The sequence below is a fragment of the Hippea sp. KM1 genome (assembly GCF_000526195.1).
Lineage (GTDB): Bacteria > Campylobacterota_A > Desulfurellia > Desulfurellales > Hippeaceae > Hippea.
Genome location: NZ_JAFP01000001.1, coordinates 485,750 through 505,382 on the forward strand (window position 1 = coordinate 485,750; position 19,633 = coordinate 505,382).

The 19,633-nt window shown below is 41.3% G+C and carries 17 protein-coding genes; 9 read left to right on the forward strand and 8 right to left on the reverse strand.

The genetic code is table 11. From position 1 onward, the window contains the following. Window positions 1–30: 30 nt before the first annotated feature. The 5 genes from cas7i to D891_RS0102525 all read right to left on the reverse strand — a co-directional run bounded on the left by cas7i (window position 31) and on the right by D891_RS0102525 (window position 5,692). The gene (gene cas7i, locus D891_RS09115) at window positions 31–924 is read right to left on the reverse strand and encodes a type I-B CRISPR-associated protein Cas7/Cst2/DevR (RefSeq protein ID WP_198014772.1); all 894 of its coding nucleotides are present in this window, start codon (window positions 922–924) and stop codon (window positions 31–33) included. Further along, on the reverse strand, window positions 917–2,641 hold the full coding sequence (gene cas8a1, locus D891_RS0102510) for a type I-B CRISPR-associated protein Cas8b1/Cst1 (protein ID WP_025209460.1): 1,725 nt from the start codon (window positions 2,639–2,641) through the stop codon (window positions 917–919). Before cas8a1 ends, cas7i begins: the two co-directional genes overlap by 8 nt. Beyond that, complete coding sequence (gene cas6, locus D891_RS0102515) at window positions 2,638–3,360, reverse strand: CRISPR-associated endoribonuclease Cas6 (RefSeq protein WP_025209461.1); 723 nt, start codon at window positions 3,358–3,360, stop codon at window positions 2,638–2,640. Before cas6 ends, cas8a1 begins: the two co-directional genes overlap by 4 nt. A gap of 20 nt (window positions 3,361–3,380) precedes the next feature. Continuing rightward, window positions 3,381–5,159: a sensor domain-containing protein gene (locus tag D891_RS0102520; protein WP_025209462.1), complete on the reverse strand. Its 1,779-nt coding sequence runs from the start codon at window positions 5,157–5,159 to the stop codon at window positions 3,381–3,383. A gap of 74 nt (window positions 5,160–5,233) precedes the next feature. Then, entirely contained in the window at window positions 5,234–5,692 is a 459-nt protein-coding gene (locus D891_RS0102525) for an NfeD family protein (RefSeq protein ID WP_025209463.1), read from the reverse strand. Between the two features lie 62 nt (window positions 5,693–5,754). On the opposite strand from D891_RS0102525, the gene D891_RS0102530 reads away from it, so the two are divergent. Genes D891_RS0102530 through D891_RS0102570 form a run of 9 tightly spaced genes read left to right on the forward strand, consistent with a single transcriptional unit; the run spans window position 5,755 to window position 15,010 of the window. Continuing rightward, complete coding sequence (locus D891_RS0102530; RefSeq protein WP_025209464.1) at window positions 5,755–5,952, forward strand: hypothetical protein; 198 nt, start codon at window positions 5,755–5,757, stop codon at window positions 5,950–5,952. Further along, window positions 5,949–6,833, forward strand: coding sequence for an ATP-binding protein (locus D891_RS0102535; protein ID WP_025209465.1), 885 nt, complete (start codon window positions 5,949–5,951; stop codon window positions 6,831–6,833). Before D891_RS0102530 ends, D891_RS0102535 begins: the two co-directional genes overlap by 4 nt. Continuing rightward, window positions 6,833–8,779 (forward strand): replication restart helicase PriA, encoded by a 1,947-nt coding sequence (priA, locus tag D891_RS0102540; RefSeq protein ID WP_025209466.1) that lies wholly within the window; start codon window positions 6,833–6,835, stop codon window positions 8,777–8,779. The genes D891_RS0102535 and priA overlap by 1 nt, the downstream gene beginning before the upstream one ends. 44 nt (window positions 8,780–8,823) lie before the next feature. Continuing rightward, window positions 8,824–9,024, forward strand: a complete 201-nt coding sequence (rpsU, locus tag D891_RS0102545; RefSeq protein WP_025209467.1) for a 30S ribosomal protein S21 — start codon at window positions 8,824–8,826, stop codon at window positions 9,022–9,024. Between the two features lie 27 nt (window positions 9,025–9,051). Then, window positions 9,052–10,647: an Rqc2 family fibronectin-binding protein gene (locus tag D891_RS0102550; protein ID WP_025209468.1), complete on the forward strand. Its 1,596-nt coding sequence runs from the start codon at window positions 9,052–9,054 to the stop codon at window positions 10,645–10,647. Beyond that, window positions 10,634–11,158, forward strand: a complete 525-nt coding sequence (locus D891_RS0102555; RefSeq protein WP_025209469.1) for a CvpA family protein — start codon at window positions 10,634–10,636, stop codon at window positions 11,156–11,158. Before D891_RS0102550 ends, D891_RS0102555 begins: the two co-directional genes overlap by 14 nt. After that, window positions 11,155–12,525 carry a M23 family metallopeptidase gene (locus D891_RS0102560; RefSeq protein ID WP_025209470.1) on the forward strand — a complete coding sequence of 457 codons (1,371 nt, stop codon included), beginning with the start codon at window positions 11,155–11,157 and terminating at the stop codon, window positions 12,523–12,525. Before D891_RS0102555 ends, D891_RS0102560 begins: the two co-directional genes overlap by 4 nt. 3 nt (window positions 12,526–12,528) lie before the next feature. Then, window positions 12,529–13,857, forward strand: coding sequence for an MATE family efflux transporter (locus D891_RS0102565; RefSeq protein WP_025209471.1), 1,329 nt, complete (start codon window positions 12,529–12,531; stop codon window positions 13,855–13,857). After that, a complete protein-coding gene (locus D891_RS0102570) occupies window positions 13,838–15,010 on the forward strand; it encodes an amidohydrolase family protein (protein WP_025209472.1) in 1,173 nt (390 codons plus the stop codon). Before D891_RS0102565 ends, D891_RS0102570 begins: the two co-directional genes overlap by 20 nt. Here the strand turns inward: D891_RS0102570 and flgE are convergent. From flgE to D891_RS0102585, 3 genes are read right to left on the reverse strand one after another with little or no spacing between them, the layout of a single operon-like run. Next, complete coding sequence (gene flgE, locus D891_RS0102575) at window positions 15,000–17,162, reverse strand: flagellar hook protein FlgE (RefSeq protein WP_025209473.1); 2,163 nt, start codon at window positions 17,160–17,162, stop codon at window positions 15,000–15,002. The genes D891_RS0102570 and flgE overlap by 11 nt on opposite strands. 19 nt (window positions 17,163–17,181) lie before the next feature. After that, on the reverse strand, window positions 17,182–18,951 hold the full coding sequence (locus D891_RS0102580; protein ID WP_025209474.1) for a flagellar hook protein FlgE: 1,770 nt from the start codon (window positions 18,949–18,951) through the stop codon (window positions 17,182–17,184). Next, window positions 18,948–19,628, reverse strand: a complete 681-nt coding sequence (locus D891_RS0102585; RefSeq protein WP_025209475.1) for a flagellar hook assembly protein FlgD — start codon at window positions 19,626–19,628, stop codon at window positions 18,948–18,950. The genes D891_RS0102580 and D891_RS0102585 overlap by 4 nt, the downstream gene beginning before the upstream one ends. Window positions 19,629–19,633 lie beyond the last annotated feature (5 nt).

Genomic DNA, 19,633 nt, shown 5'->3' on the forward strand with positions numbered 1-19,633 from the left:
TCACACCGTAGTAATCTCTGATTTGTTGCTTTATGGTCTCAAAAAGTCGTTTATGTTGTGATAATTGCCCTCACTAACAAGTTTTCTGATTTCTTCCTCATTTTCCCAAAACCCCTTCACTATACCTATATGGGTTCTGTCTTTAATATTTTCCCCTCCAAAAGACATCTCAAGAGCAGACTCTATAATGGGTGTCTCTAAAATATGTTTCCTTGTTTCCCTGTTATATCTTACCCTTAGTCTCCCCATGAAAAACGGATTCTTTACATTATAAACACCGCCAATTGCAAACAATGGGTTTAAATTTTCTGTTCTTCCTTTTATGTTTCTGTTTAAAACCTTTAAAACATCCAGAACCATGTTTACCCTTCTTGCCTTTTCTTCTGGCTCAATAGAGATGACATCATTTGGGTCTTCCCCTACTCTGTCCAGTTCTATTGTTACAGTGTATGAATAAAGAGACAAATGATGCTCAAACTGAAATGGATTTGGATTCGCGCCCGTTCTTTGAGCAAAGTTGAGGTTTGTTCCAAATTCAATGTCGGAAAGCATAGGTTCAAGAGAAATAGCCGGCGTTATTCTAACAACCGCTGGTCTTGTAAGCGAACTCTTGCTTTTTGCCGTTTTCATATATCCAAAGAGATCAGCCTCTATGTAATCCCTTATATTTGCCTCGGATTTGAATTGAACCACATCTTGCTCAGCCGTTAACGGATCTTCTCTATCAGAGTCTATACCAAATTGTTCCTTAAGCATTCTATAAACATCGTATCTCAAGGCCTGTCTGGATTCATAGGATAGAAATTCACCGGATCTTGAAAGCTTTTTAAGCTCAGAAATATTGCCCACACCTTCACCATAATTTAGACTCATCGCCTCAAAGATCAAAGAAACAGTTAGACCCTGCGGTTTTAAATTAATCATTCTCCTCAACCTCCTTTTCATTTGCTATCTGATTTGAGTAGCTTTCACCCAAAAGGCCGTTTAGAAAACTATATCCTAAAGCATAAAAGGTTTCCTTATCTTGAAGTGCCTTGACAAAAGATGATGGGATTTCCCTTCCATAGGCCATATATGTTCTAATTAAAACATCCATAAACTGTCTTGTATCTCCAATCCTCAAAGAATTTAAAAGCTTATATGAAACAGAAGAAATCTTATTTTCCGCATTTCTTGATTTAAGCAAACTTGCCATCTCCTCTCCTTTCTTGTATACATGCCACATCTCTTTTTCTGAAGTGTTCATTTTGGCACCTCCGTCTATTTTTGTAGTAAAATTAAAAACCAGTCTATTTAAGATCTGAAGTTGGTATGCATTTATTTTTGCTTCGTAATTCCTTGAATTGTTTCGAGCCGCTATATACAATTTTGTAAGTTTATTTAGGTAATCAAAGTAAAATTTACCTTCCAACATCAAATGCATCACCTCAGGCAACACAGAAATCTTTACATCCTTTATCTTGTAGTAGCACCGTGAGAGCGCCTTAAGATCGTCTTTGTTTTTAGAATCCCTTAAGAATTTGGCTTTTTCTGTTGATAGATTAAACGAGTAAACCTTTGGAGTTGTATCGCTTGAAAGATCGAGCTCCATCACGGCAATGTTTTGTAGCGTATAAATCGCTTCCCTGTATGAGCTTTCCAAAACTATTTGTGTAAAGAAATCCAAAAGGGCGTTTTGGGAAACATCCATTGTCAAAACATTCTTTAGCAACAGATTCTCTTTCACCAAGTCATATATGGAACTATCGGAATTCACAAAATAAAAGATCGTTTTGTTGTCTCTCCTTACAGGCGTTAACCCTGCAAAATACGAAAAGTAGGTAATTTCACAAATATCACATAAGGGAAGCTTTGGAGCAAAGTTCCATACAAAATTTATAGAATCGGGATTGAGGCCATAAAACTTTGAAATACCGGTATCAAAAAGGGTATTGCTTTTTGCTTTTCTCTCCATGCAAAAAATACAACGAAGTTCAGGATCTCGTTTTGTTTTATTCTTGCTCAGCGGCTCCTCAAAATCTTTATAAAATTTATCAAATCGATTTTTATTTACGGATCTGTTTAGAAAGCTCTTTTGACCGTATATTTTTCTTAAATAAATCTGAACATCGCTCTCCCACAGTTCCCCTTTGTTTTCTTTCATAATTTCAATGGCCTTTATAAGTGTCGATACAAGAACAGAAGGGTCATTTTTGATCTCGTTCTTCGTCGGCACTTTCCCAATTCTATTTTTTAAGAAGCTGAATCCGTTTAATATTTTTTTCAACCTATCCAACAATTCATTGGGCAGCTTAGTTGCTATTTCTTCGCCTTTCAATTTCTCATTAAAGTATTTCTTATTCAACCTGCCCAGATCTTCCTTATTGTTTAGAGCTTTTAGGTCTTCTATGTACTCGTTAAATAGTTTCAATAAACTCTCGTATCTCCCGTACTGCTCAAAAGCATAATCAAAAAACCTCTTTGCAAACCCTTCAAATATCCTTCTATCGAACTCTATATAATTATCACCAAAATATAAAACATCTTTATCCTTCGAAAGCAATCTATCTTCCTTCAACTCCCACAGATGAGAATTTATATTTAGAAAGCCCACTATTCCCGCATTGTAAAGCCAATCACCAATGTAAACCCTCTCTTTCACCCCATCACCTCCAGCATGCCAAAACCCTGTGAACGCTTTGCGCCGATACCGGCATGGTATATAAGCTCCAATATGGGTATAGGCGCATTGATTGTTATTAGCCCCTTATTTGCTATCTCACCGCCATACAGACTTGCTATGCTATATGTCAGATTGTGATCCACAACATTAAATTCATCTTTTTGAAGGTCATATTTTAAGAACTCCCGCGCCATGCTTTTTACATTAAAAAAGAGGTTTTCAAAGAACATTGGATCTTTAGCCTTTAAAAAGCCCTTCCCCTTTTTATCTTCTATGTTTCTGACAAGAATCGGCGATAGCGTCTTGAAGGTTATGGTGGTGTATGTGATGCTTCTTGTGTTAACATAAAAAATTTTTGATACGGACAGTTCGTTGTTAAAGTAACTCAAGCTCTTGTTTTTTGACATCTCTTTAATACCGTTGTACAAGGCAATTAAAGTTGCTGCATCAAAGGACGAGAAGTAAAATACAACATCTTGCGACTGTAGGTAGATTTTGCCCTTCTCCTTCTTTTGGGACGGTTTAAAGCTTAACGAGAATGTGAAAGGCTTTTGTTTGTTCTGCTTTGAATAGTACTGCTCAAACAACTCCTCATCCGCTGTTTTTAGGGCTTCTTTGATAAACGATAGTGCATGTCTGCGATAATCCGAAGGCAAAAACTCCCCAGGATTTAGTCTAAACCTCACACCAAACCGCATAGTTTATCCCCTTCTTGGTTTTATTGAGAGGTGTTTGCTGTTAGATGGCAATACATCTGATAAAACCTATCCCGTTTGTCCTTATTCTTTTTTGCTTCATACATAGCTATATCGCTGTTGCGTAAAAGCAGGTCGGGATTGTCAGGTGTGGCTTTAGGATACACGCAAACACCCATGCTCAAACCCACATTTACTTTTCTTTGTCCGTCTATGTAAATAGGTTCCCTTACAGCTTTTTCTATTTTTTTGAATATGGACTCAAGACATTCTTGTCCCTTTATGTTTTCTAAAAGCAAAACGAATTCATCCCCTCCAAACCTTGCAAGAAAGTCTGATTTTCTTATCGTTGCCTTTAGTCTTTTGGCGATGGTTTTTAGAACAATATCTCCAACCTCATGTCCATATTTATCGTTTATGGGTTTGAAGTTATCCAAATCTATAAGGCAAACGGCAAGCAATGTGTTGTTTCTCTTTGCCCTTTCTATGGCTCTTGTTAGCTCTTCTTCTAATGCATATCTGTTGTATAGGTCTGTTAATTGGTCGTGCATTGCCTGATGTTTCAGTTGTTCCTTTAGTTGGTGGATTTGCGTTGTATCTATCGCACTCCAGATAATGCCCGTCTTGCCTTCTGATAGTTTTATATACGATCCCTTAACCTCGGCCCACAGCAGTGTGTTGTCTTTTCTTTTGAAACAGAACTCGGTTGTATCTGTTTCCCTCTTTCCATCGAGTATGTCTTTGTATTGCAGAAAGAATTTTTCGTAATACTCTTTGTTTATGTGGAGGATTGATGTGTTTTTGCCTACCAACTCTTCTTTTGTGTATTTGAATGCCTTAAGAAAAGCCGGGTTTACATCTATGATTGTTCTTTTTTCATCTACCACGAGCATCATAGCGGCGTTATTTTTAAACAGGGCTTTGTGATAGGATAGCGATTGTTTGAGCTCTTCTTGCGTTTTCTTTAGTTCGTTTTCTATTAGTTTCTGTTTTGTTATATCCCTTGCTGTGCCTATTATGCCCTTTAGGGAGCCGTTTTCTTCAAACCATGGAACCTTTATGACATCGAGGTATACCCTTTTACCCTTTATGTTTCCCGCTTCTTCAAACTGCTCAGCTTTTTTGGATGCCAGGACCTTGTTATCTGTTTGGTTGCAGATCTTGTCTATTGTGTAATAGCTATCATCAGAAGGCCTTTTTTGTTTTATCTTTCTAACGAAGTAATCTAATGTTTTGCCTATCGGCTCGTCGGTGTTTTCTGTGTTTAGAAGTGTTTTGCATGTGGCTTTGTTTGTGAAGATAAATCTTTTGTTTACATCCTTTGCCCATATTAAATCCGGCACCAGGTCTGCTATCTGCCTGAGGAATTTCTCCGATTCCCTGTATTTTTCTTCGCTCTCTTTGATTTTTGTTATGTTTATGAAATAGTGAAGGAATATATCGTCGGTTATGGGCACCCACCACGATTCCCAATAGTTGTTAGCCAGCTTTAACTCTTTCATTATGGGCTTTTTCTCATCAAGGGCCCTGTCTGACTCGCAAAATGTGCAACGCATATCGTCTGTTATTATGCCATGCCTGTATAGGTTTTTCTGATGATCTGGGAGTGTTTTACCACCCCAGAACTCCTCCCAGCAGATACCGCCAATCTTTGCCCCGAATAACCGCCTTGACATGTTGTTCTGAAAGAGTATCTCGTGCTTTCTGTTTATTAGAAGAGATGGTATTTGAAGGGCATTAAGAAGCATCCGCATCTGTTTGCATTCTTTCTTGCTAAACAAACCAAAAGACCTATCTTCCATCTTCTCACCTTGTTTATATGGTGTAATTTTACAACTCCCACTATACACCTTTTTTGGAGAAATGCAAGGTTTTATTAGGGATTTTGCTGATCGGTGAGCTTTCCGACCCTTACCTTGAGTGAATCCTGATCGATTATAACAACCTTTTCGCCTTTATCGATGGCCTCTTCTGCTGTGGCTGTCCAGATTTCGCCGTCCACCTCTATCTGTCCTTCAGTCTGGGGGGTTATAGGTTTTGTGCATACGGCCGTCTTGCCGATGATCTGTTTTCCATCGATAATGGGTTTCCTTTTTTGGGCTTTGTAGGCGAGATATACACTTATCAGGCTTAGTGATGCGAGTATTATGAAGGATGGTATAGCGACATCCAAAACAATTCTTGGTATGGTTATATCCATTATGAACAAAAGCACCATGCTTAAAATAAAGGCTGTTATGCCCGAAAAAGCAAATATGCCTCCGCTGCTTATGAGGAATTCTATGATTATCAGTATGAATGCAAACACCATCAGAAATTCTATAAAGGAACACATCAGGTAATAATTACCACAAATTATCTTGAAAATGCAATATTTTATGATTAAATAGAGGGGCTATGGTTAAGGTAATGATAGAAGGGAAGACTGGGGTTTTTGAATTTAGAACGCCTGTGAGTGTGGGTAAAATCTTAAAAGAGTTGGGTTTTTTGCCGTTTGAGGTATTGGTGATCTGCAAGGATAGGCTTCTAACGAGGGATGTTGTTATTCGTGGAGATGAAAAGATTCTGTTGAGGGTGGTGTATTCTAAAGGATGAAGTGTAGAAGGTGTAAGAAAGAGGCTGAGGTTGAATTAAGAAGCCACAATGCTGCGTTCTGTAGGGACTGCTTTTTGCTGTTTTTTTACAATCAGCTAAACAAGGCTATAAAACAGTTTAGAATGTTTACCAAAAAGCAGAGGATACTTCTTGCTGTGTCGGGTGGCAAGGATAGCATGTCGTTGTGGCTTGCTTTAGTTGAGCTTGGCTATGATGTAACGGCCTTATTTGTGGATTTGGGTATATCGGGATTTAGTGAGCTGGCAAGAAAGAAGGTTGTGGCCTTTTCAGAAAGATTCAATGCTCCGCTTAGGGTTGTTGATTTAAAAGAAGAGGGTATACCCATACCCGAGGTGGTTAAAAAGCTAAAAAGGCCTGCATGTGCTGTTTGCGGAAGGATTAAGCGCTATTACTTCAATATGGAGGGCTTAAGGGGCGGTTTTGATGTATTGGCAACCGGTCATAATTTAGACGATGAGACATCGAGGCTCTTTTCCAATGTTTTGCATTGGAAGATGGAATACCTCGAGGATCAGGCGCCGGTTTTACCTGACGAAGATGGACTTTTAAGGAAGGTTAAGCCGTTTTTTAGACTGACTGAGTTTGAGATTGCGGCCTATGCATTCTTCAAAGGCATCGATTATTTAACAAGCGGATGTCCCTTTAGCAAGGGGGCGACATTCTCCTCTTACAAGAGGCACCTAAACAGGATAGAGTATGAATCGCCCGCCACAAAGATAGACTTCTATCAGGGTTTTTTGAAAAACTTAAGGCCTCTTTTGAAGAAAAAGGCAAAAGAGGAGCTTCACCACTGCAGGGTTTGCGGCTATCCCACATTTGGCGATGTTTGTTTTGTTTGCAGGCTTAAGGGTTTTGAATAGTGTTTTTCTATAGCGTGCTCTTTCCTTTGGCTATAGATGAAGGTTTTGTCTATAGGTCGGATAAAAGGTTGAAGGTTGGCCAGAGGGTGCTGGTTGATTTTAAGGGCAGGGTCAGGATAGGTGTTGTTTTAAAAGAAGAAGATGAACCCGATTATCAAACAAAGCCTGTAATTGAGCAATTAGATGAAGAACCCGTTGTAAGTTGTGAGCTTATTAAGACCCTTGAGTTTTTCTCCTTCTATTTCATGGCAGCCAAAGGCATGCTCCTTAGGAGTGCTCTTCCTAAAAAGCTGTTCGAAACAAAAAAACCCATAGATTTAAAACCCGTCGTTGCCTCATTAGAATTCAGAGAAAGGCCTTTTAAGCTGAACATGCAGCAAGAGGAGATTGTAAATAGCATAGATACGGAAGGCTTTTCTGTGAATCTAATCTTCGGGGTTACTGGAAGCGGCAAAACAGAGGTGTATTTAAGCCTTATAGAGAGGGTTTTGAGGAGGGGTAAAAAGGCCGTTGTTTTGGTGCCAGAGATCGCTCTGACACCTCAATACATAGATGTTTTTTCTCAGCGTTTCTCCAATGAGGCCATTAGTGTTATACACTCCAGGCTTACCGGAAGGCAGAAGTTTGACAACTGGATTGATTTCAATACAGGCAGAAGGCCTATTCTTATTGGCACCCGATCGGCTGTGTTTGTCAATTTCAAGGATGTGGGGATTGTTGTTGTTGATGAAGAGAACGACGAGTCGTATAAACAGGAGAGCCAGCCGCTATACAACGCAAAGGATGTTGCCATCTATCGGGCAAAAAGCGTGGGGATTCCCGTTATCTTGAGCTCTGCAACACCCTCCTTTGAAACATATTACAAGGCAAAAACGGGGAAGTTCAGGATGTTTGAAATGCATCAAAGGGTCGGCGGGATAAGGTTGCCCGAGGTGGAGTTTGTTAGGCCCGATGGCGATGAGTTATTTGCTAAAGAGACGCTTGAGGCCATCGGTGATACCCTGAACTCAAAAAAGACGGTGGCGGTGCTCATAAACAGGAGGGGTTTTTCTAACTATCTGGTCTGCGGCGATTGCGGCTATGTGTTTCTTTGCCCGAATTGCAGTGTATCGTTGAAGTTTCACAAGAAGGAGGATGTCTTAAAGTGCCACTGGTGCGACGGTGTATTTGAGGTTTTTAGGAGTTGCCCTAAGTGCGGTTCTTTGAATGTGCTCCATAGGGGTGTGGGTTCTCAGATGATTGAGGAGGAGCTAAAAAGGGCCTTTCCTGGGGCTGTTATAGAGAGGTTTGATAGGGACTCCACGGCTAAAAAAGGCGAATTCAACAGGATTATAAATAGCCTGAGGGATGGGAAGATAGACATACTCATAGGCACCCAGATGTTATCCAAGGGGCATGATATATCGCAGATAGGGCTTGTTGTGGTTTTTGATTTTGAATCGCTGTTTGTTATGCCGGATTTTAGGGCTGAGGAGAGGGCGGTCTCTTTAATCATGCAGACAGCCGGCAGAAGCGGCAGAAGGGAGCCGGGCAGGGTTATAATACAGCTGAATAGCCAGGATAACCCCTTTCTAAAATACATAAAGGAGCATGATTATGAGGGTTTTGTTGAGAGTGGCCTCAAAATTAGGAGGCTTATGAATTATCCCCCCTTTAGCAGGCTTATCAGGGTGGTTTCTGAGTCCACCAATAAAGATAAGGCCTGGGAGTTGATAGGTTTGGTGAAGGAGAGGCTTGAGGGTAGGTTTGATTTTCTTGGGCCTTCACGATGCCCTATTTTTAGGTTGAGAAATAGATACAGGTATCATATAATCATAAAAAGCAGTTCTATTATTGAGGATATAGCATACCTGAAGGGTAGTGTTTATAATGAACTTATGAAAGGTAAGCAAAAGGGTGGGCAGGGTGGACTGTATTTTGATGTTGACCCTATAAGCTTTTTTTAATATAATTCCTATTAAGATAAAGAACAGAAAGCGGGGTGATTTGGTTGCCGGGCGTTATTGTAAGGGAGGATGAGAACTTCGAGGAGGCTCTGAAGAGGTTTAAGAAGCAGTGTGAAAGGGCTGGGATACTCTCAGAAATCAAAAAGAGGGAGAGATACGAGAAACCCAGCGAGAGAAGGAAGAAGAAGGCTTTAGCAGCAAGAAAGAAGCTCCTTAAACGCCTCAAGATGATGAAAAAGAGGTAGCTTGATGCTGCCTCTTTTTTGCTTTTCATGAATCACTATCTTTTTAAATACGCCATAGAGCAATCAAGGGATATATTCTTAGAAAAAAAAGTTAGATCCCTTCATTGTCATCCTTTTGGTATTTACTCTATCTCGTTTTACGATACTAATAAAAGATTGTATTTTAGCCTATCACCCCAGAACAGCTTTTTGATGCCCTTTGAAGATAAGCTAAAGGATGAGATTAAGGATTGCCCTAACTTTATGATGTTTCTGTCTAAGAAACTAAAGGGGCTAAGGCTTACAGGGATTCAGCAGAGCTATTCTGAAAGGGTTGTGTATTTTATCCTTGAGGACAAAAGGGGCCATATTGTTTATGAGTATAGATTGGTCTTTGAGATAATGGGAAGACTGGCCAATCTGATATTAACCGATGGGGAAGGGGCTGTTATTCAGGCGTATAAATACACAGATTCATCGAGGCAGATTGCCCCCAAAAAGCCTTACATTCCGCCTGTATCCAATATGCCCGATATTTTAAAGGATGATGAGGCCCTCCTGGTGTTAAAGTATAGGCATAATGAAGATATATTGGGGCTTTCTGGGCATTTGAGGAGGTTTTTGACCGATGAACGGATGTTTTTAGGGTTTGTTAGGTCTGCAAGGGATGCCTTTGAAAAAAGAAGCTTTGAGCTGCACCTGTATCCTAAAAATGAGGTCTATCCGTTTTATATGCCCATATCCGTTCGCCGTGTTGATAATGGGTTTCTCTACAATATGTTCATAGAAAAGCCGCAAAGGGTTGAGTTTGACAATATAAAATCGAACTTAAGGAGGGTCTTTACAAGAAGGCTTAACTCCTTAAAGAGGAGGCTTGAGAAGGTTAGGGGTGAGCTTAAAAAGGCGGAGGATTACGATAAATTCAGGATTTATGCAGAAAATCTCTTTGCAAGGCCCAATCTCAAGGTGGGTTATGAGGGTTTTGTCGAGGTTGAGGATCTCTATACGAAGGAAAGTATCAAAATACCCATAAATCCAGAGTTGAACATCTTTGAGAATGCTCAGAATTTCTATAAAAAGTACAAGAAGGCCAAACACAGTATAGAGATAGTAAAACAGAGGCTTATTCAAACTGAAGAGGAGATAGGATTTATCAGGCAGCTCTTGTTTGACCTTGAGCAGGCCACAACGGTTGATGATGTTGAAAGTATAAAGTCTATCGCGCAGAAGGAGGGTTTGATAAAGCTCCCTCTGAAACCAAAAAAACGCAAGGGGCTTGATTACTTACCGTATGAACACATGGTAATAGAGGGGTATGATGCCTATGTGGGCAAGAATGCATATGGCAACGATATAGTCAGCCTTAAACTTGCCTCAAAGAACGATTTATGGTTTCATGCAAAGGGTATTGCGGGCTCTCATGTGGTTTTAAAGGTGCCCTCGAAGTTGCAAGATGTTGATGATAGTGTTAAAATAAAGGCAGCAAGAATAGCGGCATGCAGAAGCGGGGCTAAAAAATTAGAGATGGTCGATGTGGATTATACGCAGGCTAAGTATGTGAAAAAGCCCAAGAATGCCAAAACGGGAATGGTTATTTACTCTAACTTTAAAACAATCAGGGTGAGGAAGGATGAATGTAGTTGATATAGCTTTGGGGTTGTTTTTGTTAGTGCTTGCTATAAGGGGCCTAATCAGGGGGCTTATAAGGGAGGTGTTTGGTCTGGCTGCCCTTGTTGGTGGTGTTCTGGCTGCCCATATGTTTGGCAGGGGGGTTGGCAGCTATATTGAACACACATTCCCTGTTGCCCCTGTTGTTGCATACGGGTTTGCGTTTTTCTCTATATTCTTGATTGTGTATCTGGTCTTGATCTTTGTCGGTTTTATTCTGTCTTCTATGGCAAAGAAGATCGAGCTTGGTGGTCTGGATATGTTTTTTGGTTTTATATTCGGAGCCTTTAAGGGGCTTTTGATGATAGCCGTTGTGGCGTTTGTTTTGAATGCCTTTCCCTCTTTTTATGGTTTATCTATGAACCTTAAAAAGGAGTCGTATATATACGGTTTTGTTGATAGAAATCTAAATAAGATGGATATAACTCAGCTTATAAATAGATTGAAACAGAAAAAAGCCAGGGTGAATAACGGGGGTAAGAAATGAAAAAGGGTAGGGTGCTGCTTTTTCTTGTGATTCTCATTGCTGCTGTATATGCGGTTTATCAATACACGCCCCTTGTGAGGGGTAATGGCATCTTTATATCGGTCGATAGTCCAAAGGCCTATTACTCTTCGAATAAGGATATCGTTATACATGTGAAGGATAGATATGCTCCCCTTAAGCAGATTACCGTTAAGATAGTCTCTTTAAATACCGATGTTGTCCTGTTTAAGAAGACCTTTACTGAGCCTTTTCTGAAGAGTTTTGATTTAAGCTTTAGGGCTAATAAGGTTGTTCCTGAGGGTAAGGCAACCTTTGTTGTCGAGGTGGAGGATTACAGCAAGGGCAATTACTTAAATGGTTTTAAGAAGACCGTCTCTTTTCCTGTTATAGTCGATTCAACCCCACCGAAGGTGATACTTTTAAGCGGAACAAGCAGGATAACGATAGGCGGCAGTGCCCTGGCTGTGTATTATGTTAAGGATGAGAATCTATCAAGGGTGTATCTAACCGTCAGGCACGATGGCAAGGAGTATCCATTCAGGGCTTACAAGGCCAGCAGTGTGTTTTCAGACCCAAATGTGTATTTGAGTTTCTTTACCTATGAATTATCCAAGCTTAGGGATTATTCGACGGATATTCATGCTATAGACAAGGCAGGCAACGAGACGATTGTTCATATACCCGTCTATTACAATAGAAGGCCTATAAGGAAGAGTAAGATAAATATCACCGATAGTTTCATAAAGACCAAGGTCTGGACTATACTTCAAAGGGAGGGGATTCAAAAGAAGGAGAACCTCATTCAGGATTTCTTGTATGTTAACAGAAAGATAAGGGAGAAAAACACAGAAACAATCAGAAAGATATGTTCGAACTCTGAGCCCCGCTTCTTGTGGAAGGGTAGGTTTTTACAGCTTAAGGATTCAAAGGTTACAGCCAAGTTTAACGATGAGAGGCTGTATTATTACAAGGGTGAGCTTAAGGATACAAAGTTTCATAAGGGGTATGATCTTGCAAGTATTAGGAACGCAAGGGTGAATGCCGCCAATTCGGGTAAGGTGGTGTTTGAGGGCTATTTAGGTGTTTATGGCAACACAATAATTATAGATCACGGGTTCGGCGTGTTTAGTCTGTATGGCCACCTTCAAAGCTTTCTGGTTAAGGAGGGCGATTTTGTAAAGAGGGGTCAGTATATAGCAATCACGGATACAACGGGTTTGGCAGGAGGGGATCATTTGCACTTTGATATAATCGTGGATGGTTATTATGTTGACCCTATAGAGTGGTGGGATAGGCACTGGATCAAGACCCACATTTATAAGGTTATAGATGAATCCAAAACCCGCCTTTCACTCTTGAGTCAATAGGTTGTGTTCAAAAGCGTTGATCCTACGAAAGAGCCGCTTCTAAAAAGCATAGTTTTGCTTTCTATACCCATGATGCTTGAGATGGCGGCTCAGAACCTCTTTAATTTGGTCGATACATACTTTGTTTCAAGAATATCGTATAAGGCCATAGGTGCACTCGTAAGCTCCAGCATAACCATGATGGTCATATATTCCATATCCATAGGCATATCAACGGCATGCGGCATGTATATTGCCTATTTCTGGGGGGCTAAAAAGTTCAGCAGGGCCTATTTTTTTTACTCCAACGCCTTTGGGTTTATAGTTGTTCTCTCCCTTGTTCTTGTTGCCGTATTTTACTTCTTTTTAAGGGATATTGTATCCCTTGTAGGTTTAAAGGGGGATGTTTTTGTGTATGCCTATAACTATCTTTCTGTCTCGGTTTTGGGTTTGGGGCTAAACTTCTTATTCAGCCTCAATAACTCCTCGTTGAGGTCTATATCGTTGCCGTCTTTAGCTTTGATTGTTATGGTTTTAACCAACTCACTCAATGCCGTATTGGATCCGTTGTTTATCTTTTATTTGAAGATGGGTATAAAAGGAGCTGCCTTTTCAACGATAGTGTCTGTTTTCTTGGGGCTTGCTTTGCAACTTTACTTTCTCTTCAGGCGAGGGTTTTATATAGCCTTTAGAGTCAGGCTTGAGATTATCAAAAGAATAGTGAAAAAAGGCGTTTATGCCAGCCTCCATCTGTTTTTCCGTATAGTTAGCATGCTTGTTTTAATAAGGATAATAGGCGGCATATCGCAGATGGCCATCTCTGGTTATTCTGTGGTAATAAGGATATATCAGGTACTTCTGTTTTTGGTCTTTGGGATTGCCAATGCATCCTTTGTTGTTGTGGGTCAGAACTTTGGTGCAAAGAGGGTTGATAGACTAAAGAGGGCCCCCTGGTATGCTATACTCTTTGGCGTATGCTTTGTGGGGTTGTTGAATGTGGTTTTGTATTTGAATAGGGATTTTATGCTGGGTTTGTTTGTTAATGCATCAGGTGTTTTCAGTATTGCAAGGGATGTGTTGTTCTTTTACTTTTTGAGCTATCCGTTTGTTATAGCCTCAACCATTGCAGCAAGGTCGTCCATGGCTTTGCACGATACAAAGAGACCGAGTATGATTAACCTGTTTAACCTGTGGTTTTTCCTTCTGCCTTTAGCCTATATTCTTTCTAAGCATTACGGCGTTAAGGGGGTTTGGGCCTCTATAGCCGTATCCAACCTTACTGCTTTTTTAGCAAATATGGTTTTGTTAAAACTCAACATAAGAAGGGCTATTTATGAGACTGCTAAGGGCTAAATACATATTCGACGGTTTAAGGTTGTCCGTTGATAAAGGTGTCGTTATAGATGGCGATATTGTTGTTGATGTGGATGGTTTTTCTGTATTGAAGAGGGCGTACCCGGATATAGATGTGGTTGATTACGGTGAGGGTGTTCTGTTTTGCGGTTTCGTCAATGCCCATACGCATATAGAGTTGACTTACACGAAAAACAGGATAGAGCCGTTTGGTGGGTTTATCCGCTGGCTATCGTCCATTATGAACATAAAATCGATAGATGTTGATGATAAGGATATTGAGAGGGGTATAAACGAGGCCGTAAAGGAGATTAAGGGGTCTGGTGTTTTTGCCGTTGGTGATATATCAAATACGCTTAAGACGGTTAATATATTGTCAAGTGAACTTCCTCGCTCCGTTGTGTTTTGTGAGAATTACTCCTTGAATCTGGAAAGGGCAAGGGGGGTTGTTGAAAGGCTTAAAAGGGAGATTGAGCATATAAACTCTTTTCCTGTAAGGGTTTTTGTAAGCCCGCATTCTGTGTATTCCTCCCATCCTGAGCTTATGCGCTTTATCTGTAATTTGCCCGGCATTAAGAGTCTTCATTTTTTGGAGAGTGAACACGAGAGGGCGTTTGTCTGTAAAAAAGGCGAACTGTATGGGTTTTTGGATGGTCTTGGTTTGGTTGATTGTGAATTTGATTATGGAGATGTCTGGGATTATCTAAAGGATGTGGGTTGCATAAAGAGGGGTATGTTGTTTGTTCATGCCGTTTTTGCCAACAGGGATGACTTTAAAAAGATCAAGGATATAGGCGGCAGTGTGGTCCTTTGTCCAAGGAGCAACTGGTATATATCAAAAAAATTGCCCGATGTGTATAAAATAAGGGAAAGCGGTGTGAATATTGCCATCGGCACAGATAGCTTATCCAGTAATTGGGATTTAGATATATTAAAAGAGATAGCCCTTATAAAGCAGGCCTTTCCTTTGATTGATAGTGAGGAGTTGTTTGGATGGGTAAGCAGTGGTGGAGCTAAGGCTTTGGGGATACGGCTGGGTTTCTTTAGGGGCTATTATGCAAGGCCGTATTTCTTAGGGGCTTCAGGCTCAAAGCCCTTGGATGGGATATTGGAAGAAAAAAAGAGGGGGTTGCCCCCTCCCTTTAACGCTTGAGATTCAGAAGCTCCTGAATCATCTGATCCGATGTTGTTATACTTCTTGAATTGGCCTGGAATGCCCTCTCGTAAATTATCATATTGGTGAATTCCTCTGCTAAATCCACATTGCTCATCTCGAGATGGCTTGGTGCAAATGTCCCCCTGCCGCCTGTCCCTGCAGTGCCTATTAAAGGTGCTCCGGAGTTTGCTGTTTCTGAATACATGGAACCCCCTTCCTTCATCAATCCCTCGTTGTTTGCGAACTTGGCCATAGCTATTTGTGCAAGGGGATAGCTTTTTCCGTTTGAGAAGATGCCCACAATAACACCGTCCTGGTTGATCATGATTCTCTGCAGGCTTCCTCCAGGATAACCGTCTTGTGTCTGGGCTGTTGTCTGGGATGGTAATGAGAACTGTGTCAGGCCGTCAAATGAACCTATATCCCCAAAGTCTAAGTTTATAACCTGAGATGCCGTTCCGTTTCTCCAATCCACGGTTATAGCCAGGGGACTTGAAAGATACACAAGCTTACCGGTTTGGTCAAACTGTATCTCTCCCTCATCGTTTGACACCTCTCCTGGCTCAGGAACCGAGGCTTTCCAAGACCATGTTGTGTAGTTTGTTATGGGATCAAATGACTTCTTTCTGAAGGTAAATGTAACCGTATGTTTGTTTCCCAAAGAGTCGTATACATCTATTGAGGTGACATGGACGGCAGCCTCAAATGGCTGTGATGTTACCTCAGAACCGCTTCCCACCAAGCCTGATAGGGTTCCCATGATTGTTGCAAATTTTAGATTGTTTGAGTAAACAGCACCGATAACATGATCCTCTGTGCCGTTATTTTTTATAACTATCTCTCCCGATTTTGGATCTATCGTGACCCAATCGGATGATGAGCCTGAGGTTGCCCAGGCCTCTCCATTTCCTCCATTTACAATATCGTTGTTTATCTCTGCCCTTAAATCCTCTATGGTGTGAAAGTCATTGTTTCCCACTCCTGTGTCGGACTGGACATATCGATATGCGTCGTAATTGGCACCCCCATCAAAGCTCATTGCAAGAACATCGCCTTTTGCCGAAAGGAACGGCAGCGTTGTGCGTGTCTTGCCTGCTGCTATTGTGGCGCTTCTGCCCTCTCCACCTTGCAGGTTTATGAGGGCGTGTTTTAGATAGCTGTTTAGATCGTTTGTTGTTGCAATATTTGCAATCGTTACATTGGCAGAGGCTGTTAGGTTTTTTACCTGAATCATGCCGTCATCTGTAACATTAAAGCTTAGTATATTTGTACCTATTGCTGAGGTTACAGCATTACTTAAAGCAGCTGCAAAGCTTCCAAGAGTTTTGAAGTCAGAGGGGTAGCTTACGGTTGCGGTTGATGTTATACCTCCGTATGTTATATCCATGGATATTGTTGCCCCACTTGATAGCTGGATTTGGTTGCCGTTTATGTCGTATAGGCTACCAAAAGAAGTGCTGTCTTCTGCGAATGTTGCCAATTCCTTTCCCAAATTTATAGCTTCACCGTTTACATCAAACAGAACGGACATATCGTCCGGTTCAACTGTGTTGTTGTTCTCATCCACAGTCCCGTGGGCCGGAGCCATTTCCTCTATGGTATCACCGCCGTTTAGATTGGCTTTGATTGTTATGTTTTTAGTTACACCTGCAGGCACTGTTTTGTCTTGCGGTACCACTATGTTTTCTATGCTTGCAGCCGTGTTTATCTTGTGGGTTTCTTCGTTTGCAAGCCAACCCTGAACGATGAAGCCCTCGGGATTAACCAAGTTTCCATTGGCATCGAATGTAAAATCACCAGCCCTTGTGTATCTATAGGTTTTTCCTCCATCGTCGCTCACAATGAAGAATCCGTCGCCTTGGATTGCTAAGTCTGTTATTTTGCTTGTTGCCTGGAGGCTTCCTTGGGAGAATATGTTGTCTACGACGGCCACTGTTGTGCCCAATCCTATCTGTGTTGCATTCTTTCCTCCTATGTTTCCTTCGGGTCCTGTTGCTGCACTCATGGTTTGACTCAATACATCCACAAAGTTTATTCTGCCCTTTTTAAAGCCGATGGTGTTTACATTCGCCACATTGTTTCCCACAACATCCATTCCCTGTTGTTCGGATTTTAACCCGGAAACGCCGCTCCAGAGCGATCTTAACATGGTTTTTCACCTCCTATTCCTATCTTTTTAGTTGAATGGCCACCTGAAGCATTTGATCGGCTGTCGTTACACCTTTTGAATTGGCCTCAAACCCCCTCTGAAACTCTATGAGATTGACAAATGCTTCTCCTAAATCTACATTGCTTGATTCTAAGTGTTTGGATAGAACGCTTCCCCTGCCGCCTTCGTTTGCAACACCTATAAAACCGTTTGACGATAATACATCTCCTGAATCGGCATTTGGTGTTATCCTAAAAAGGGTTTTGCCAACTCTTTTTAAGCCTTGAGGATTCATGAATTTTGAAATGGCTAACTTGGCTATTGAATAAGATTTACCGTTGGAATATGTTCCTATTATGCTTCCGTTTTGATCTACATACACTTTTTTTAGCAACCCCGATGTTGAACCGTCTTGCGTTTGGAAGCTCGTATCTGAATCCATGGCAAATTGAGTAAGACCGGTAAATTGGTTGCCTTCGTATTGACCACTGTCTGTATTCCACAGATTGATCAGTAGTTGCGTGGGTTGGGCTCCGTTGTTTAATGATACATCTACGGTTGGCGAGGTGGTTGATGTTGAAAGCCCTCCGCCGCTATCAAAATTTATTATGCCCGTGTTGTTGGTTAATGTGCCGTCATTATCCGGTAAAACAACCTCATAAGACCACCTGTTTTGATTGATTCTTTTGAATATTACATCTATTTTGTGTTTCTCTCCTGTTGAATCGTAAAATATGGAATGAACAGTGTGCGTTGCTACCTCCATTTGTTGTGTTGAGGCAGTTTTTCCTGGCTCTATGATTTGATTCAGATTCTCAAATATCGTGGTTAGTTTTTGGTTTTCCTGTGGATTTGGAAATGTTGGATCCTCTGTGGTTGGCCTTACCCTTATGTTTATATCTGAACTTCCCGTGTTTTCTATAACTATCATGCCGTTTTCAAGGGAGGCTGTTGCTGTAATACCTGAGGATGATAGGTCGTTTTGTATGTCGCTTAAGAGATCGTCTATGGTTGTAAACCCCTCTGCTCCTGTGCTTACAGTTCCATCGCTATCGTATTCGTATGTATGCCAGGTATTTCCGCCATCATAGCTGATCTGGAAGTTGTCTCCGTCTTGAACATTCAATAGCTTGCCGTCGTCGTTGAATACAGAATTAAAGTTTACCCGGAGGTTGGGGTCGCTGTATGTGGATAATGGCGTATACTCCTCCACCTCGCTTGAGGAGTTTAAGTTGGCTTTGAACCTTATGTATGTTGAGGCCACAGCCGGGACGCTTTCATAGTTGGATATGTTGATGGGCTCAACCGTGCCGGTTGGCAGGCCCGTATTTGGATCCTCAGGGATATAGTATCCTGTGCCTGTTTGAGACTGTTCTGCAAGCCATCCAACAACCTTATATCCATCTGGGTTTACCAGATCGCCGTTTGCATCGAATGAAAAATCACCCGCCCTGGTGAATAGATAAGATGTCCCTTCCCTGTTGGTTGGGTCTAAAAGCGTAAAGAAGCCATCACCCTCAATAGCCAGATCCGTATCCTTATCACCGCTTATTATGGTGCCTTCGGTCATTATTGTATCTGTGGACTGAAGTTTTGTGCCCAATCCTATCTGCATAGGGTTTTGGCCGGGTAGCCCGATTTGCTGGGTCTGATATAGAAGGGATGCGAATGTTGGTCTGGTTTTTTTATACCCCACCGTATTGATATTGGCTATGTTGTTTGTTATGCTGTCCACCCCCAACTGTTGCTCAAATAGCCCGTTGCTTGAGGTATACAGCGCCCTTATCATTGATTACCTCCCTCTGATATGCTTTGAACCTCAGAGAGCGGAATGGATTTGCCTGTGTCGGTTATAAGGATGGTTTTATCTGCTTCAAATTTTACAGAAACCACCCTTCCAACGCTTTTATCCAGTGTTACGGGTATGCCATTCCCGTAATCGGCATCTATCCTTACACTGTATTCGCCGTTTGCCACGCTGTTGCCCTTGTTGTCCTTACCGTTCCAGGTAAACGAATGTGTGCCTGCCTTTAGTTTACCTAAATCAATATCTGCTATGTCCTCTCCCTTTGAGTTTGATATGTGTATTGTGACCTTTGCGTCTTTGTTGAGATTGAAACTTAGGCTATCGATATGGCTTGAGCTTACATTGATCTTATTCTCGCCTGTGGATATGTATTTGCCCAAATAGCTTGCTGCATACTCTCTTGGGTTTGTTGTGAGACTTTCTTGCAGCGTTGATATTGTTTTGTTCATGTTCATCAATTGTTCGAGTTGGGAGAACATCGTATTTTCCTGTATAAATTGGTCGTTGTTCATTGGATTTAAGGGATCCTGATAACGCAGCTGGGCAACCAGCAGCTTTAAGAACCCATCCTTATCCAGCGTGGCCTTGGGGTTCTCTACCTTATCCGATCTCATGCTTTCTGCAATATTTGCCTGGTTTGCTATGTTTGCTATATCCATATCTC

Bases quoted from the DNA above. Each gene is read 5' to 3' on its own strand.
- flgE (WP_025209473.1), bottom strand. From the start codon at position 17,162: ATGTTAAGATCGCTCTGGAGCGGCGTTTCCGGGTTAAAATCCGAACAA.
- cas6 (WP_025209461.1), bottom strand. From the start codon at position 3,360: ATGCGGTTTGGTGTGAGGTTTAGACTAAATCCTGGGGAGTTTTTGCCT.
- D891_RS0102555 (WP_025209469.1), top strand. From the start codon at position 10,634: ATGAATGTAGTTGATATAGCTTTGGGGTTGTTTTTGTTAGTGCTTGCT.
- D891_RS0102560 (WP_025209470.1), top strand. From the start codon at position 11,155: ATGAAAAAGGGTAGGGTGCTGCTTTTTCTTGTGATTCTCATTGCTGCT.
- D891_RS0102585 (WP_025209475.1), bottom strand. From the start codon at position 19,628: ATGGATATAGCAAACATAGCAAACCAGGCAAATATTGCAGAAAGCATG.
- D891_RS0102570 (WP_025209472.1), top strand. From the start codon at position 13,838: ATGAGACTGCTAAGGGCTAAATACATATTCGACGGTTTAAGGTTGTCC.
- D891_RS0102550 (WP_025209468.1), top strand. From the start codon at position 9,052: ATGAATCACTATCTTTTTAAATACGCCATAGAGCAATCAAGGGATATA.
- cas7i (WP_198014772.1), bottom strand. From the start codon at position 924: ATGATTAATTTAAAACCGCAGGGTCTAACTGTTTCTTTGATCTTTGAG.
- D891_RS0102530 (WP_025209464.1), top strand. From the start codon at position 5,755: ATGGTTAAGGTAATGATAGAAGGGAAGACTGGGGTTTTTGAATTTAGA.
- D891_RS0102580 (WP_025209474.1), bottom strand. From the start codon at position 18,951: ATGATAAGGGCGCTGTATACCTCAAGCAACGGGCTATTTGAGCAACAG.
- D891_RS0102520 (WP_025209462.1), bottom strand. From the start codon at position 5,159: ATGGAAGATAGGTCTTTTGGTTTGTTTAGCAAGAAAGAATGCAAACAG.
- D891_RS0102525 (WP_025209463.1), bottom strand. From the start codon at position 5,692: ATGTGTTCCTTTATAGAATTTCTGATGGTGTTTGCATTCATACTGATA.
- D891_RS0102535 (WP_025209465.1), top strand. From the start codon at position 5,949: ATGAAGTGTAGAAGGTGTAAGAAAGAGGCTGAGGTTGAATTAAGAAGC.